This window comes from Methylobacterium sp. D53M (genome assembly GCF_053345625.1).
This window is the reverse complement of sequence record NZ_JBKFAL010000026.1, coordinates 58,019-72,746: the sequence shown is the minus strand read 5'-3', so window position 1 is coordinate 72,746 and position 14,728 is coordinate 58,019. Positions and strand designations below refer to the sequence as shown.

The 14,728-nt window shown below is 71.9% G+C and carries 19 protein-coding genes; 7 read left to right on the top strand and 12 right to left on the bottom strand.

Going from position 1 to position 14,728, the window contains the following annotated elements; translation table 11 throughout:
* The first annotated feature begins 192 nt into the window (after nt 1-192).
* On the top strand, nt 193-357 hold the full coding sequence (locus ACLBYG_RS26245) for a hypothetical protein (RefSeq protein WP_447683421.1): 165 nt from the start codon (nt 193-195) through the stop codon (nt 355-357).
* Nucleotides 358-535: 178 nt separating this feature from the next.
* On the opposite strand, the gene ACLBYG_RS26240 is transcribed toward ACLBYG_RS26245, so the two are convergent.
* Entirely contained in the window at nt 536-673 is a 138-nt protein-coding gene (locus tag ACLBYG_RS26240; protein ID WP_447683420.1) for a hypothetical protein, read from the bottom strand.
* Between the two features lie 338 nt (nt 674-1,011).
* Here ACLBYG_RS26240 and ACLBYG_RS26235 point away from each other — a divergent pair, with 338 nt between their 5' ends.
* Both ACLBYG_RS26235 and ACLBYG_RS26230 read left to right on the top strand, forming a co-directional pair.
* A complete protein-coding gene (locus ACLBYG_RS26235; protein WP_447683419.1) occupies nt 1,012-1,317 on the top strand; it encodes a hypothetical protein in 306 nt (101 codons plus the stop codon).
* Between the two features lie 214 nt (nt 1,318-1,531).
* The gene (locus ACLBYG_RS26230; RefSeq protein ID WP_354454966.1) at nt 1,532-1,801 is read left to right on the top strand and encodes a GCG_CRPN prefix-to-repeats domain-containing protein; all 270 of its coding nucleotides are present in this window, start codon (nt 1,532-1,534) and stop codon (nt 1,799-1,801) included.
* A gap of 245 nt (nt 1,802-2,046) precedes the next feature.
* On the opposite strand, the gene ACLBYG_RS26225 is transcribed toward ACLBYG_RS26230, so the two are convergent.
* The 6 genes from ACLBYG_RS26225 to ACLBYG_RS26200 form a co-directional block, all read right to left on the bottom strand.
* Nucleotides 2,047-2,913, bottom strand: a complete 867-nt coding sequence (locus ACLBYG_RS26225; RefSeq protein WP_103986269.1) for an outer membrane protein — start codon at nt 2,911-2,913, stop codon at nt 2,047-2,049.
* Nucleotides 2,914-3,349: 436 nt separating this feature from the next.
* Nucleotides 3,350-3,544, bottom strand: a complete 195-nt coding sequence (locus tag ACLBYG_RS26220) for a hypothetical protein (RefSeq protein WP_447683418.1) — start codon at nt 3,542-3,544, stop codon at nt 3,350-3,352.
* 432 nt (nt 3,545-3,976) lie between these two features.
* Nucleotides 3,977-4,186, bottom strand: coding sequence for a hypothetical protein (locus tag ACLBYG_RS26215; RefSeq protein ID WP_026605187.1), 210 nt, complete (start codon nt 4,184-4,186; stop codon nt 3,977-3,979).
* A gap of 106 nt (nt 4,187-4,292) precedes the next feature.
* Entirely contained in the window at nt 4,293-4,613 is a 321-nt protein-coding gene (locus ACLBYG_RS26210; RefSeq protein ID WP_056526667.1) for a polyhydroxyalkanoic acid system family protein, read from the bottom strand.
* 99 nt (nt 4,614-4,712) lie between these two features.
* Entirely contained in the window at nt 4,713-5,024 is a 312-nt protein-coding gene (locus tag ACLBYG_RS26205; RefSeq protein WP_020094728.1) for a hypothetical protein, read from the bottom strand.
* Between the two features lie 85 nt (nt 5,025-5,109).
* Nucleotides 5,110-5,340, bottom strand: a complete 231-nt coding sequence (locus tag ACLBYG_RS26200; RefSeq protein WP_447683417.1) for a hypothetical protein — start codon at nt 5,338-5,340, stop codon at nt 5,110-5,112.
* A gap of 478 nt (nt 5,341-5,818) precedes the next feature.
* On the opposite strand from ACLBYG_RS26200, the gene ACLBYG_RS26195 reads away from it, so the two are divergent.
* Together ACLBYG_RS26195 and ACLBYG_RS26190 are read left to right on the top strand one after the other, a co-directional pair.
* Nucleotides 5,819-6,175, top strand: a complete 357-nt coding sequence (locus ACLBYG_RS26195; protein ID WP_447683416.1) for a hypothetical protein — start codon at nt 5,819-5,821, stop codon at nt 6,173-6,175.
* Nucleotides 6,176-6,573: 398 nt separating this feature from the next.
* Nucleotides 6,574-6,804: a hypothetical protein gene (locus tag ACLBYG_RS26190; protein ID WP_056526661.1), complete on the top strand. Its 231-nt coding sequence runs from the start codon at nt 6,574-6,576 to the stop codon at nt 6,802-6,804.
* Here the strand turns inward: ACLBYG_RS26190 and ACLBYG_RS26185 are convergent.
* Complete coding sequence (locus tag ACLBYG_RS26185; RefSeq protein WP_020094724.1) at nt 6,801-7,043, bottom strand: hypothetical protein; 243 nt, start codon at nt 7,041-7,043, stop codon at nt 6,801-6,803. The two genes, ACLBYG_RS26190 and ACLBYG_RS26185, sit on opposite strands and share 4 nt — an antisense overlap.
* Before the next feature lie 32 nt (nt 7,044-7,075).
* On the bottom strand, nt 7,076-7,330 hold the full coding sequence (locus ACLBYG_RS26180; RefSeq protein WP_020094723.1) for a hypothetical protein: 255 nt from the start codon (nt 7,328-7,330) through the stop codon (nt 7,076-7,078).
* 421 nt (nt 7,331-7,751) lie between these two features.
* Between ACLBYG_RS26180 and ACLBYG_RS26175 the strand changes: the two genes are divergently transcribed.
* The gene (locus ACLBYG_RS26175) at nt 7,752-8,567 is read left to right on the top strand and encodes an SDR family NAD(P)-dependent oxidoreductase (protein WP_447683415.1); all 816 of its coding nucleotides are present in this window, start codon (nt 7,752-7,754) and stop codon (nt 8,565-8,567) included.
* Between the two features lie 68 nt (nt 8,568-8,635).
* Here the strand turns inward: ACLBYG_RS26175 and ACLBYG_RS26170 are convergent, their stop codons facing one another.
* From ACLBYG_RS26170 to ACLBYG_RS26160, 3 genes are all read right to left on the bottom strand, one after another.
* A complete protein-coding gene (locus ACLBYG_RS26170) occupies nt 8,636-9,886 on the bottom strand; it encodes a sensor histidine kinase (RefSeq protein ID WP_447683414.1) in 1,251 nt (416 codons plus the stop codon).
* A 152-nt stretch (nt 9,887-10,038) separates the two neighbouring features.
* Entirely contained in the window at nt 10,039-12,285 is a 2,247-nt protein-coding gene (locus tag ACLBYG_RS26165; protein ID WP_447683413.1) for a molybdopterin cofactor-binding domain-containing protein, read from the bottom strand.
* 11 nt (nt 12,286-12,296) lie between these two features.
* A complete protein-coding gene (locus ACLBYG_RS26160) occupies nt 12,297-12,743 on the bottom strand; it encodes a (2Fe-2S)-binding protein (protein WP_020094719.1) in 447 nt (148 codons plus the stop codon).
* A 600-nt stretch (nt 12,744-13,343) separates the two neighbouring features.
* Here ACLBYG_RS26160 and ACLBYG_RS26155 point away from each other — a divergent pair.
* Nucleotides 13,344-14,726 carry a mercuric reductase gene (locus ACLBYG_RS26155; RefSeq protein ID WP_447683412.1) on the top strand — a complete coding sequence of 461 codons (1,383 nt, stop codon included), beginning with the start codon at nt 13,344-13,346 and terminating at the stop codon, nt 14,724-14,726.
* Nucleotides 14,727-14,728: the final 2 nt, after the last annotated feature.

Sequence of the window (14,728 nt, the reverse complement as noted above, 5' to 3'; positions counted from 1 at the left end):
GCTGACGGATACGCCCGCGCCAGTCTGAACTGCAGTTCTGAAGTGTTCGCCGAGGCGGCGCTCGTGAGGCGTCGGCGACCGAGGTCGCCAAGACAACGAGGGTGAGTGGTGGCCGGCATGGTTGCCCGATCGGCACTTCTGCGCCGGACATCGGGTCCGATGAAGGTCGACAGCGGACCTTAGTGCGTCTCGATGGAGCCGGTCCGCTGGGCCTACGAGAACGGCATCACTCCGGACGTTCCGCGGTTTGGCATGCCGACCGACAACGCGCTGGTCGAGGCATTCAACGACGGCCTGCGCCTGAACGCAACTGGGGCCTTGTCCCTCGCCGAGACGAGGAGCAGGATCGAGACGTGAAGGCGGCGAGTACAACCAGTGCCGTCCTCACACGGCCCTGGGGAGTGGCTGACGCCCCAGGTCTTCGCCTTGGCGTTGCTCCAACTGGCCGCCGAGTGGGACCCGGAGCTCACCTCCCGGCCCGACCGAGATCAGGGGATCCTCGATCGCGGCCGGGTGAGAACGGCTCCGACTTGGCTCAAGCCAGCGTCGGAACCGGGCCGGTGAGGCCCGTAGCCGGCTTGTCGGCGTCGAAGTGATTGGCCAGCGCCACCACGAAAGCGAAGTTGGCGATGGCGGCGAAGGGGAGAAGGGCGAGGGCAGTGAGGAGGGGCATCGGCGGCGTCCTTTTGTGCGGTGCGTGAGAAACGATATCGCACTGCACGCGACTTCTTGGTATGCCACATGCCTCACGCCAGATATGCGGCGCATGCATGAAGGTGTCGGGAATAAGATCGACCCTTGCAACGATCGGGCTGCAGATCCCTGGCCCGCAGGCGAGCGGAGTGCGGGTCGTCGACGTGCGCGACGCCGCCGCCTGTTCGAGATGCCGAGTTCTCATCCTCTGCATCGAACCCCAACGCGCGGCAGTCGAGCCGCCGCACAATCGCAGCTGAGACATTCGGGCATTTCAACCGCGGTCTCCGAGAGCCGAATGTACCGGATGGCCGACGAATGGCCGTGTTGCGGCCGCAACGCCTCGGACCCGTCGCGCCGTTCGGCGGATTGACTCTGGAGAGACGGGCGCGGGCCGATCCAGGCCGGCACGCGGACCGCTCGCCGCAAGCCGAATGGGAGACCGTGTGGACGGATCCGGGGAAGTGGAAAAGCGCGACCTCAAAGCCCCTGGTGATCGCGCTCGTCGTCGTGGAACGCGTCTCCGCGGGGTCCATCGCGGGCAACTGGATCTGGCAGGCCGGCAGCCGGCCGCATACTGCCCCGCAGCAGAGCGACGGATCGGCGACGGCTCTCCCGACGTGAGCGGGTGATCCGGGCCGCAGGTCCGGCGGACACTGTCGTCTTGGTCGAGGCGGACGCTTGGGCGGGTGGAGCGCCAGTATCGAGACAGCGCTTAAAGAAAAGCTCCAGCGATACGGGCAATCGAGACGGTCCGTGACACCCGGCCTTCAGCCGAGGGCAAGTATTCGGTCAGTGCCGACGGAGATCGGCTCAGCCAAGACCTGGAGATCGGTTGATGCTCAAGTCCCTCGCCGCCGCGACGCTGCTCGCCGTCGGCTTCGCCGCGCCGGCCTCGGCGCTGCCCGTCGCGGGTTCTCCGCTCCCCGCCGCGCAGGACGGGCTGATCCAGCACGTCTACGGCGGCTGCGGGCCCTATGGCCATCGCGGCCCTTATGGCGGGTGCCGCGCCGGCGGCCAGTGGGGCGGCTATGTCGGTCGGGCCTGCCCGCGCGGCTTCCACCTGGGTCGCGGCGGGCGGCGCTGCTGGCCGAACCGGTACTGGTAGCGACGCGCCCGCCGCTCTCGGCGAGCGGCTGGGCGCCGTGGCGCACCGTGGCGGAACGCAGGAACACCCTGGGAGCGTGCGCTCCCAGGGTGTTGCCGACCTCGCGGCCAGTTTGATCGGGCTGGGGATGCGAAGGCCAACCGGAAGGCTGCTCTTCGGCGGCCGGAGGGCGATGAGGCGGACCTGCCCCCCTCGCCCGCCGCCGCGTCTCCCGGCGTGGAGGCCGGGAGCGGCGCGACCCGATCTCAGTAGGATCCGAACTTGTAGTTCAGGCCGGCGCGGACGACGGCGAACTCGGTCTTGGCAGCGGCGCCGTTGAGGTAGGCGGTGCCGTTCGGGGGCAGGAGGTTGCCGTAGAACACGCCGCCGGCCGAGTTCTTCTGGCGGTCGAGGCTGACGTAGAGGCCTTCGACCTTCAGCGTGACGGCCGAGGAGCGGAAGAAGTTCAGGAACGAGTCGGTGGGCAGGGCGTACTCGACGCCGCCGCCGGCGGCCCAGCCGGTGCGGAAGCTGTCGCGGAAGCGGTTGCCGGAGAAGTTCTGGTCGTCCTGGCCGGAGCCGTAGGCGAAGCCGCCGGTGCCGTACACGAGGGTGCGGTCGAAGGCGTAGCCGAGGCGGCCGCGCACGGTGCCGAAGTAGTCGAGGCCGTTGCCGCTGGTGGCGACGAAGGCCGGCGGGTTGGAGAAGGCGACGCCGGGGAAGCCGAGGAAGCTGTAGTTCTGGGTGGCGTTGGCGCGGCGGGCGAAGTCGACGTACTGGGCGTCGGCCTCGAAGCCGATCACGACGCCGGAGCCCGGGGTGAACTGGTAGTTGTAGCCGATCTGGGCGCCGCCCGAGAAGCCGTCGTTGTTGTTGCGGTTGTTGACGCTGACGACGCCGGCGGTGCCGGGGGAGTTGATCAGCGAGCCGCCGGGCAGGGCGTAGCTGGTGGTGTTGCGGCTGTTGGCGTCGAAGCCGTAGCCGGCGTTCACACCGATGTAGAAGCCGGTCCAGGTGAACACCGGCACCGGCGTGAACACCGGCGGCGGCGCGGCGCGGCGCGGAAGGTCGGCGGCGGACGCCGCGGCGGTCAGCGCAGTGAAGGCGGTCAGGGAGGCGAGGAGCTTGGTCATCAGGGCGATCCGGGTTTCGATCTGGTGATAAGACTACCAAGCTCTGAGCAGAATAGCTGTAGTTTTACGGACACACAGGCTCGCCGCGTCGGAAAAAACATAGTAAATGGCGGATTAACTCCGGATAGATCTGTTAAATACTGATGAAGTTCTGGCGGTGTGCTCGGGGCATGCGCCCGGGGCGCGTGCATCGGTCCGCGGCGCGGCCGCGCGGCCAGGGGACGACGCGCCGACATTCCTGCGGGCGGCGCTGCCGGACGCCCGCGCGGGGAGGGTTTGTCGTCGCTGCGGGTGCGCTGCGGACGATCCTGGCGCCGCCCGCGCCGGATCCGTCGGGCGGTAACATGGGATCGAGAGCCGGCTCGCCGGCGGGTGGCGCCGAGGTGGCGGACGGCGCGCGGGGACCTGTCCGGCGGTCCCCGCGTCCGGGGCCGCGCTAACCCGTCCGGTCGCGCCGGGTGATGTGCTTGACCAGCTCGGCCAGCTTCTCCTCGGCCTTCTTCAGCGCCACGCGCGAACTGTGTCCGGGCGGCGTTCCGTCGGCAGCCTCGCGAAGCTTCGCGATGGTGTCCTGGGTATGCTCTACCTCGGTATCGAGCGCGGCACGCTCACCGGATCTATCGATGGCCATATCGATCCTCCAGGTGTTCTGCCCCTGGCGGCCGCCAGGGCGCCACGCCCTGAGGTAAGGCGGCATCCCGACCGTGGCGAGCTTCGCGGGCCTCGCCGGAGGCCGTTTCCGGCACGGATCCGGGCTCGGCGACCCCGTCGCCGCCTGTGCGCCACGGCACGCCGCAGCGTGATCCCGGCGCCCGCGGACGGCGTTCTACCGTCACACACACCGGAGACCGCCGCCATGCTGATCCTCAATCCCCTCACCGGCCAGACGGTCGACGTGCGCGTGCCCCGCCCGCAACCCGGGAAGGCGTGAGGGACGGCGTGAGTCCGCTCCCGCGCGGGCTCTCGCCGATGCGCCCCGGGGCCCGAGCGCGCCCTCCCCGGTCGCGCCGGCGGCCTCGGTCTCACCCGCCCGCAGGTTCGGCACGCCGGGTGCTGCGAGCGCTCACAGGGAACGCGGGGGCCGGCGCGCCAAGCGCTCGGCCTCCGCCTGCCACGCGTCGCGCTCGGCCTGAAGCGCCTCGATGCGGGCGTGGAGATGGCCGGCGTCGATGGCGGTCTCCATCAGCATGTCCTGCGCGGTGGCGAGCTGCTGGCGCAGCTCGGCGTTCTCGGTCGCGAGCGCGAGGAGCAGGGCCGCCACGTCATCGCTCATCCGGGCCCCTGCGCCGCCATCGAGCCGGCGCGTTTAGCCCCGGCACGACCGGGCCACAACCGCCCCGCGGGCACCCCGGACCGATCGCCGCCCCGGGCCGCGCGCGTCAGGCGGCCTCGTCGGACAGGAGGCGCCCGACGTAGTGGCGCCCGACCGACTCGATGACGGGCGCGAACAGGCTGGCCATCCAGGGCACCAGCGCCTCGACCTCCAGCGCGTCATCCGCCACCTGGATGGCGACGCGCGCCGATTGCCCGTAGCCGCTGCCCGAGAAGGAGCGGCGATTACCCAGCCAGTCCTCGGCCTCGACGCGGATCTTCTCCGCCTCCAGGCGACGGAAAGCCCAGTCCATGTGCAGGTCGATGCGCCGGCGAACCTCGGCTGTCCCGAGGTCGTGCGGGACGGTGATCGTCAGGCGCTTCGGCATCGGCATCTCCTCGCGAGCGGGCCCCGTGAGGTGCGGCCGGAAGGTTAACGCCCGGTGATCGGCGCCACCCGATCGATGCGCCGGGCGAACCGCCGGCGGTCAGTACCGGACCGTGCGGACGCCGCCGGCCCCGCCGCTCACGACGCTCCGGATGACCTCCTTGGTCGACGGGCTGATCCCACCGTCACCGCGCAGCCGGCGCCCGTCCGCCCGGTCGAGGCGCGCGACGTCATCGGAGCACCGGTCCAGGGCGCGGCGGACCTTGGACGACAGCGGCCCGCCGCGTTCCGCTGGGGCGCCGGCCATCTCGAACCGCAGGCAGGACGCCAGATAGCCTTTCAGGTCGTCGAAGGCGGCGGCCTGGGCCCCCGACGTCAGGACGATGAAGATCAGGGCGGATCGGGCGAGCATCACGCGCTCCAGGGAAAGCGGTCCGCGCGGACAACGCGCGAGCGGGGCGTTGGTCCCGGAGGCCGCGCCCTCGCGGCCGCCGCACTCAGCCGCTGCGGCGGGGCGCCTGGGCCGCGTCGCGCCGCTGGTCCTGGGTTCCCCGACACTGCACGTATTCCGGCGTTCCCGGCTCGGCGCCGTAGCCCCGGCAGATCGCGTCGTGCTTCGCGGCGACGTCGGCCTCGCTCATGAAGAGCTCGCCGCGGCCGGGCCGGTTCGCCGCGTTGCAGGCCGTCAGGGCCGTGGCCGCGATGGCCAGAACGATGATGTGCTTCATGGGACTCCTCGCCGCCGATCAGCACCACAGCGGCAGGACGCTGTCGATGACGCTGTCGACGACGCTGCCGCGGCGTCCACAAGCCGGCGGTCGACATGGTTATCCAAGGATGGCCGGACCTTCGGCGCCGCGCCGCGGTCCCGGCCGTCCACCGCACGGGGCGGGGCCGGCCCGGCATGCAAGCCTGACGCCGCCGTGACCGGCGGTCCCTGCGGGGCCGGCATGTCGAGTCGCCGGTGCAGCGGCGGCGCAACGCCGGCTAAGCATCTGCCTCTGCATCCTCCCAAGGCAGACCCACCTTCGGCCCCGCCGGCAGCGCCGCGCGGGGCCTTTTCGTGCGCCGATCCGGAGGGTTGGCGCGCCGCTCCCGGGCGAGACCCTGCGCGCCGGGCGCGGCCGGGCACGACGATCGGCGGCGCACGACGACGACGGGTGTCGGAAACCGGGTCCGCGCTCCCGCGTTCGGGCACGGAGGCCCGTGCGTGAGGCACAGTCGGGCCGAGATGCCAAGGAGCACATGATGCGTCATGCCCTCTTCGCCATCTTCGCGCTGGTCGCGGCGTCGCCCGGTTCGGCGCAGACCAGCACCGGTCCCGCACCGATCCGGCAACCCGGACCAGCCCAGCCGGTGACGCCGGGCACCCCGGCCGGAACCGTCGTCGTTCCCGGCGGCAGCCAGAACAGCGGTCCGGGCAGCACCGCCGTCGTCGCGCCCACCGGGACAGGGGCGACGACCATCACGACGGATTCGGCCGCCGGCGGGAATGCCGGCCAGCCGGAGCGCGGCGTACCCCAGGTCGGCAAGGGGAGCGGGGATGGCAGCGGCGGCAGCTGATCGCCGGACCCCGTCCTGAGGATCCGTCCCGCCCCGTGCCGGATCGGGGCGGGACAGGTGGACCGTCCCACCGCCGGCATCCCGACGCGGCGGCGCGCGGGCATGGGACCATCGCACCGTTGACCCGCGGCCCGGGACCGCCCGTCGCCGGGGAGGGACGATCCTGCGCGGCGTTCAATGCAGATGCCGAGCAAGTCTGTTGCGGGCCATCGGATTTTGATCGCTGTGTCTAACTCAGGTTATGCTGTCAATCTTAGATAATGATCGGTTGCCAAATAATTGGTATCAACGTACCGGTAAAATTTATTTCCGATTCATCGATGCGGTGTTCGCGCTCTCACGTTATAAAGATACTGTAGATTTAAAGCGACGCCGCCGCGCGTCCGTCGGAGATCGATTTGGCGGATCCGGAATTCGAGGGTGGAAAGTTCGGGCCGAACGACAAGAGATCGATGCTCCGGCAGATCGCGCACGCCCTCGGTGTGCCCGAAGACGCTTTCCTCGACGAATCCGAGGCGCTCGCCGCGATCGACATGACGGGGGATTTGCTGCGCGTCTGGCACGCGCTCACCCTGTCGGACCGCCGCTTGCTGCTGCAGATGGCGCGCGGGATGATCTCCCGCGGCTAGAACGGCCACGGCTCCTCCTGCGGCCCCGGCGCCGTCCGCTCGCCCGGCGCCACGAGGTCCACGATCTCGTCGAGCGGCTGCGTCACCCGGATCGTCCGCCCCGCCGCGGTGATGAACGTCTCGTTGCGCATCAGGTCCGTGTCGCTCAGCGCCTGGACGCTCGTCACGCGCAGCAGGTGCCGGCAGCCGTCGCCGTCCTGCACCTGGAGGAAGTTCCCGACCCGCCGAACCGCCGACATGGCGCTCTCCCGCCCCGCTGGTGATCTGTGGCCTAGGCGCCCTGCAGGCTCTCGGCGAAGTCGTCGGGGATCTCGCCCCACTGGCCGAGGATCGTGACGCCCTCCAGCTCGCCGGTCTCGTCGTCGGCCACCACCTTCAGCGCCGCCGCGCCCGGCATCCGCCTGGCCATGTTCTCGGCCTTCTTCACCGCCCCGCTCTCGGTCTGCGCAGGCTCCTGCCGGGCCGGCCGCAGCCGCTTCCGGTGCAGCTCGAAGGGCTGCACCACGAACGCCGTCCTCATCGCCATCGTCGTCCTGCACCCCGGTTCGTCACAGGTTCTCCTCAGACCGCACGGGCCGCCCAAGGGCGCGCCACGACAGGGCTTTTCGAGCCGTATCCACACGCGTCCACGGGGCCGGAAGAAAAGTCTCGCCCGCAGATTGTGCCCGGCCCGCCCGTATGATCTGTTCCGCTTTCGTTCTAGCATGGCGAGGCCGCGGGTGCACCTATCCCGGATCGACGCGCGGCGGATCTCGGGCGCCGATTCCGTCAGCGGGCCGGCGCCGCACCGGCCTCCCCGCGCCTGCCCCACTGGCGTTGGGCAAGGCGGCCCGATCATGCCACCGGGTCATACCAAGGTATGGCGCCGGCCCGCATCCGTATAAATGTAAGCCTCCGACGCGATCGCTACACTTTCCGTCATTCAGCAGCACAGACGGAGAGTTGTCATGACGGAACGTGCCAAGGGAACTGCTCTGATCACCGGCGCTTCGGGCGGGATCGGTGCGATCTATGCCGAACAGCTCGCCGCGCGCGGCCACGATCTCATCCTGACCGCCCGGAACGCGGATCGCCTGGAGGCGGTCGCCGAGACGGTGCGCGGGGCCTCGGGCCGCACCGTCGAGGCGCTCGCGGCGGACGTCAACGACCGTGCCGGTCTCCGGCGCGTCGAGGACCGGCTGCGGAGCGACCCGGCGATCACCCTCCTGGTCAACAACGCCGGCTTCGGCTCCGCGGCCCCGCTGCTCCAGGCGGATCCGGACGAGATGGAGCGCATGATCGGCGTGAACGTCACGGCCGTGACGCGCCTCGCCTACGCGGCGGCGCCGGCCTTCGTCGCGCGGGGGCACGGGGCGATCATCAACGTCGCCTCGACCGTCGCCCTCAATCCCGAACTGCTCAACGGCGTCTACGGGGCGAGCAAGGCCTACGTTCTCGCCTTCACGCAGGCGCTGCAGCACGAACTCGCCCCCAGGGGCGTCCGGATCCAGGCGGTCCTGCCCGGCGCGACGGCCACCGAGTTCTGGACCGTGGCCGGCGTCGGCGGCCACCGGAACCTCCCGGCCAGCATCGTCATGACGCCGTCCGACCTGGTCGCGGCCGCGCTCGCGGGGTTCGATGCCGGCGAGGTCGTCACGATCCCACCCCTGGAGAACGGTGCGGCCTGGTCGGCGCTGGACGCCGCGCGCCTCGAACTCGCTGCCCAGCTCGGCGCGGCGACGCCGGCGAGCCGGTACCGGACCGCGCGCGCCGACGCCGCCTGAGGCCCTCGCGGGGCGTCCCGGCCGGGGCGCCCCTGCCCGCTCCCTGCCCGCTTCCCGCGGCCGCCCGGTCAGGACCGGGCGAGCGGCAGGCACACCGAGAAGCGGGCGCCCGGCGCCCCGTCGCGGGGCCTCGCGTCGATCGAGCCGCCATGGGCCGCCACGATGGTCCGGCAGATCCGGAGACCGAGGCCGAGCCCCTCGGCCCGCGTCGTGAAGAAGCCGTCGAACAGCCGGTCGACGGTGCCGGGATCGAGGCCCGGCCCGTTATCGACGACGTCGACCGTGATCGACCCGTCCCGGCAGACGGTCTCGACCGCGATCTCGGGCCCGGGGGTCCGCGCCTGCCGATGGATCTGGATGGCGTTCATCAGCAGGTTGACGAAGACCTGCTGCAGCTGGATCCGGTCCGCGACGACCTGCGCGGCCGCGTCCGCCGGGGCGACGGTGAGCCTGATCTCGGTGCGGTTCAGGTCGTGCGCCACGAACCGCGCGGCCTCGGCCAGGACCTCCGCCACGGCGACGGGCGCGCGGACGCTGTCCCGCTTGGCGGCCATGCGGCGGGTGCGATCGATGATGTCCCCGGCCCGCGTGACCTGATCGACGATGCGCTGGCATTGACGCCGGAGCAGATCGCGGTCGAGATCCGCGCGATCGAGCAGGCGCAGCATCGCCCCGGCGGTCATGCCGATCGACGACAGGGGCTGCCCGAGCTCGTGCGCGATCGACGCCGACAGCTCGCCCAGCATCGAGATCCGGGAGACGTGGGCCAGCTCGTCGCGCAGCACCTCCAGCGACATCTGCCGCGCGACGTGCTCGGTGATGTCCACGAAGGAGGCGAGCCACAGGCCGGAGGTGGCGCCGTCCGCCCGCGGGACCACGCAGAACAGCGTCTCGAAGCGCGATCCGTCGAGCCGGACGCTGTGCGCCTGCTGCTGGAACGAGGTCGCGCCCGCCGCGAAGGCCCGGGCGGAATTGACCTGGGCGGTGCAGAGCGGGTCGAAGAAGCGCTGCGTGCGCTGCCCGATCATGTCCGCGCGGCCGCCCGCGCCGAACATCCGCACCGCCGCCTCGTTGACGTCGAGGATGACCATCCCGTGCCGCAGGCGGTCGGCCACGTCCGGATGGGCGTCGAGGTGGGCGGCGATGTCGGTGATTCCGGCCGCCCGCAGCGCGTCGAGGGTGGCGACCCGCTCGCGGGCATCGACGACGACGAAGCCGATCGTCGAGACCTTCATGCAGACGAGGTACCACGCGTCGTTCCAGTCGGCCTCGCTGGCCACGACGATCCGGTCGGCCGTCGGCGTCAGACCGTTGCTCATGTCGGCGGTTCCCGGGGCCGGCCCCGATGCAGGCCCGCCGCGCCCCCGCTATACGGCATCCGAAAATCCCGCTTCCAGTCGGGACGCGGGACTTTCGGGGGCCGACCCGGGGGGCGTCGCCCTGGGTTATCGCCCGGGGTCATCGATCGGCGTCAGGTCCCCGAGAGGGTCTCCTTGGCCAGGGGCAGGCTGCGCAGGCGTCGGCCGGTCAGCGCCGCGACCGCGTTGACCACCGCCGGCGGCACGCCGGGCAGGCCGGGCTCGCCGATGCCGCCCATCGGCGCCCCGCTCTCGACGATCGCCACGTGCACCCGCGGCATCCGCTCCCGGTCGAGGATCGGGTAGGCGTCGAAGTTCCGGGCCTGCCGCTCCCCGTTCTCGTAGACGACCTGCTCCAGCAGCGTCGACGAGAGGCCGAGCGCCGCCGCGCTCTCGACCTGGCGCTTCACGATCGCCGGGTTGACCACGCGGCCCGGATCGATGGCGATCCAGAGATCGTGCACCCGGGCCTCGCCGTTCTCGAGCGACACCTCGGCGATCGTCGCCGTCTCCGAGCCGAACGGCGAGGCCATCGACACGCCCCGCGCCCGCCGCGTGCCGTCCTGTGCCCGGAACGGCCCGCGCGTCCAGCCGCCCGCGAGGTCGGCCACCGCCTGTAGCAGGGTGCGGTGGCGGGCGCTGTCCCTCAGGAGCGTCATCCGGAGGGCGAACGGGTCCTGGCCGCCGGCCTGCGCGATCTCGTCGAGGAAGCTCTCGTAGAAGTAATCGTTCATCGAGTGCCCGACCGAGCGCCAGAACGCGATCGTCACCGGGTGCGGCACCTTCACGTAGGTGAGCCGCCGGTTCGGGATCGCGTAGGGCTTCCGGTCGAGGCCCTCCACCACCGAGGAATCCACCGGCCCCTTGAACAGCGCGCCGAACCAGCGCCCGATCGGGCCCTCCCCCACCGCGGTGGTCTCCAGCGCCACCGGCATCCCGTCCGGACCGAGCGCCGCCCTGAACCGGGCGAAGCTCAGGGGGCGGACGGCGTCCATGCCGAACTCCTCCTCCCGTGACCACAGCACCCGCACCGGCTTGCCCGTCGCCTTGGCCAGTAGGATCGCCTGCGGGAACGGGCTCGCCGGCCCGTAGTGGAAGTGGCGCCCGAAGAAGCCGCCGAGCATCGGCGAGTGGATCCGGACCTGATCCGGCTGCAGCCCGGCCGTCTTGGCGGCGACCTGCTGGAACAGCTCCGGCATCTGGTTCGGCACCCAGAGGTCGAGGCTGCCGTCGGGGGCGAAGCGCGCTACTGCCGAGGGCGGCTCGAGCTGCGCGTGGGCGAGGTAGGGGGCGTCGTACGCCGCCTCCACCACCTTGGCCGCGCCCGCGAAGGCGGCCTTCGGGTCGCCGGCCTGCTCGGCCGGGACGCCGGGGCCGGCCGCATCCCGGAGGGCGGCCAGCATCGCCGCCGAGGAGAAGCCCGCCGAGACGGTGGCGACGCCGTCGGGCGCCGGCCGGGTCCAGGTCACCTGCAGGGCCTCGACGGCCCTGCGGGCCCGCCACCACGTGTCGGCCACCACCGCCACCGCGCCCGGCAGGCGCTCGACCGCCTGGACGCCCGGCATCGCCCGGACCTCCGCGGCGTTGGCGATCGCCTCCGGCTCGGTGCCGAGATGCGGCGCGTGCCGGATCGCGGCGTGGACCATGCCGTCGAGCCGGATATCGATGCTGTAGACGGCCCGGCCGGTGGACTTGTCGCGCATGTCGAGGCGCGCCACCGGCTTGCCGATCCAGCGGAAATCTTTGGGATCCTTCAGGGCGACGTCGTCCCGCGGCTGCAGCGCCAGCGCCGCGGCGGCCAGCGCGCCGTAGCCGAGGCTCCGGCCGGAGGCGGCGTGGATCACACGCCCGTTCTCGGTGGTCAGGCTGGCCTGCGGCACGGCGAGCTCGGCGGCCGCCGCCCGCAGGAGCATCTCGCGGGCGGTGGCGCCGAGGCGGCGCATGGCCTCGAAGCTGGAGCGTGTCGAGAACGATCCGCCGGTCATCCGCAGGCCGTTGACGACCGCGTAGTCGGGGCCGGGCGGGGCGCATTCCACCGCGAAGCGCGCCGGGTCGAGGTCGAGCTCCTCGCCGATCGTCTGGGCGAGGCCGGTGTTGATGCCCTGGCCGCCCTCCACGAAGGGGCTGAGCAGGCGCACGGTGTCGTCGGGGCGGATCTCCAGGAAGGCCGTCACGCGGGTCCCGGGTTTCGGCGCGACGGCCGCCGGGCCTTCGGCGCGGGTCTGGGCGGCGGCCGGCGCGAGCCGGAGGCCGATTCCGAGGAACAGCGCGCCCGAGGCGGCCCCCAGGAAGCCGCGGCGGGAGAGGTTGCGCACCGGTTCGCGACGGCCGGAGCGGCGGAGGGGCGTGAGGTCGGTCATCGTGCGCCTCCTCAGGCCGCGGCCTGCCGCACGGCGGCGGCGATGGCGTTGTAGGTTCCGCACCGGCACAGGTTGGTCATGGCGCCGGCGATGTCGGCCTCGGTCGGCTTCGGGGTCTGCTTGAGCAGGCTCGTGGCGGCCATAACCTGCCCGGACTGGCAGTAGCCGCACTGGGGCACCTCGATGCCGACCCAGGCGGCCACGACCCGGGCACCGACCGGGTCCTGCTCGATCGCCTCGATCGTCGTGATGGCTTGGTCGCCGACGCTCTCCAGGGGGATCTGGCAGGAGCGGGTCGCCGCGCCGTCGAGCAGCACCGTGCAGGCGCCGCACTGCCCGATGCCGCAGCCGTACTTCGTGCCGGTCAGCCCGAGGCTGTCGCGCAGGACGAACAGCAGCGGCGTGTCCGGTTCCGCGTCCACCGTGTAGCGACGCGCATTGATCGTGAGCTGGACCATCGTTCGACCTCGTGGGATGGGGACGCCGCGACGTGTCTCGGCGTGCGAACCGGCCGGGCGACGTCTCTTCGGGGACGGCCGAAGGCGCGGTCCGGATCGTGTGCCGTGTCGCGAGAGGTACCGCCGCCCCCGGCCGCGCGGAATCATACGAAGGTTAGGGGTCGTCACCCGAAACGGTGCCCTTCCGCGGCCTGTCCCCGGGATCAGGGCCGGCCGAGGATAGTCCATCGCCCGGGGTCTCGGCCCTGAAAGCTTCGCGGGGGGCTCGGGCGGCCGGTCACGCGCCCGGGCCGCGGCCGCGGCGAACCCGCGTGTTCAGGGATCCGAGCCTTCGAAGCGGAGGGCGCGGGATTGCGGCAGGCGGGCCTGCAGAGGCGCCGACCGGAACGGGCGATCGCCCGTCAGCGATGGACGGAACTGCGGTGATGGGCCGATCCGGCTCGGTCAGACCGAGATTTCGGTCGGATCATCCGAGACTCGATGCGCACGAAACCTGCGCGCCGGGCGGTCGGGACCGGTCTATCATACCGACGCATGATATCCGTCCGGTCGTGAGGCCTCTACGTTTTCCGCAGATCTCGGGATCGCGGAGGAAATACCATGGACGACCACTACGATGCCCTCGTGATCGGCAGCGGCGAGGGCGGCAAGTTCCTGGCGTGGCACCTCGCCAAGGCCGGCGAGAGGGTCGCGGTGATCGAGCGCCGCTGGATCGGGGGCTCCTGCCCCAACACCAACTGCCTGCCGAGCAAGAACGAGATCTGGAGCGCCGAGATCGCCCACCGCGCCCGGCAGGCCGACCGGTACGGCGTCGAGACCGGCCCGGTCGCGGTGGATATGGGCCGGGTGGTCGCGCGCAAGCGGGCGATGGTTCGCGACCTCATCGACATGCACCTCGACCGCTACCGCGAGAGCGGCGCGGAGCTCGTCATGGGAACGGCCCGCTTCACGGGCCCCAGAGCGCTCACGGTCGCGCTGAACGCGGGCGGCTCGCGCGCGCTGACGGCCGAGCAGATCGTCCTGAATCTCGGCACCCGCGCGACCATCCCGGACGTCCCGGGCCTGCGCGAGGCCGGGCCGCTCACCCATATCGAGGCGCTCGAACTCGACGCCGTGCCCGCCCACCTCGTCGTCCTCGGCGGCGGCTACGTGGGCCTCGAACTGGCCCAGGCCTACCGCCGGTTCGGCAGCGCGGTGACGGTGATCGAGCACGGGCCCCGGATCGCGGGCCGCGAGGATCCGGACGTGGCGTCCGCCCTCGCGCAGCTCCTCGAGGCCGAGGGGTTGGCGATCCGCACCGGCACGGAGGTGGTGCGCGTGCGCGGCCGCTCGGGCGAGGCCGTGGAGATCACGGTGCGCGGCGGCGCCGGTGAGGCGGTCGTCGCCGCGAGCCACATCCTCGTCGCGGCGGGGCGCGCGCCGAACACAGACGGCATCGGTCTCGACCGCGCGGGCGTGGCGCTCACCGAGCGGGGCGTCATCGAGGTCGACGACCACCTCCGGACGAGCGCGCCGGGCGTCTGGGCCATCGGCGAGTGCGCGGGCAGCCCGGCCTTCACCCACGCCTCCGCGGACGATTTCCGCGTGATCCGCGACACACTGGCGGGGATCCCGCGCTCGACCGCGGGCCGGCTGATGCCGTCCTGCCTGTTCACCGACCCGCCGCTGGCGCGGGTCGGGTCGACCGAGACGGAGGCGCGGGCGGACGGTCACGCCGTCCGGGTGGCGCGGCTGCCGATGGCGGCCGTGCTGCGCACGCGGACGACCGGGCAGACCGACGGCTTCATGAAGGCCGTCATCGGCCCGGACGACCGCATCCTCGGATTCACGATGCTCGGCGCGGAGGCCGGCGAGGTCATGGCCGCGGTCCAAGTCGCCATGCTCGCCGGCCTGCCCTACACGGCGTTGCGCGACGCGATCCTCGCCCATCCGACCACCGCGGAGGGGCTGAACAGCCTGTTCGCGGCCGTCCCCGCCCGCTGAGG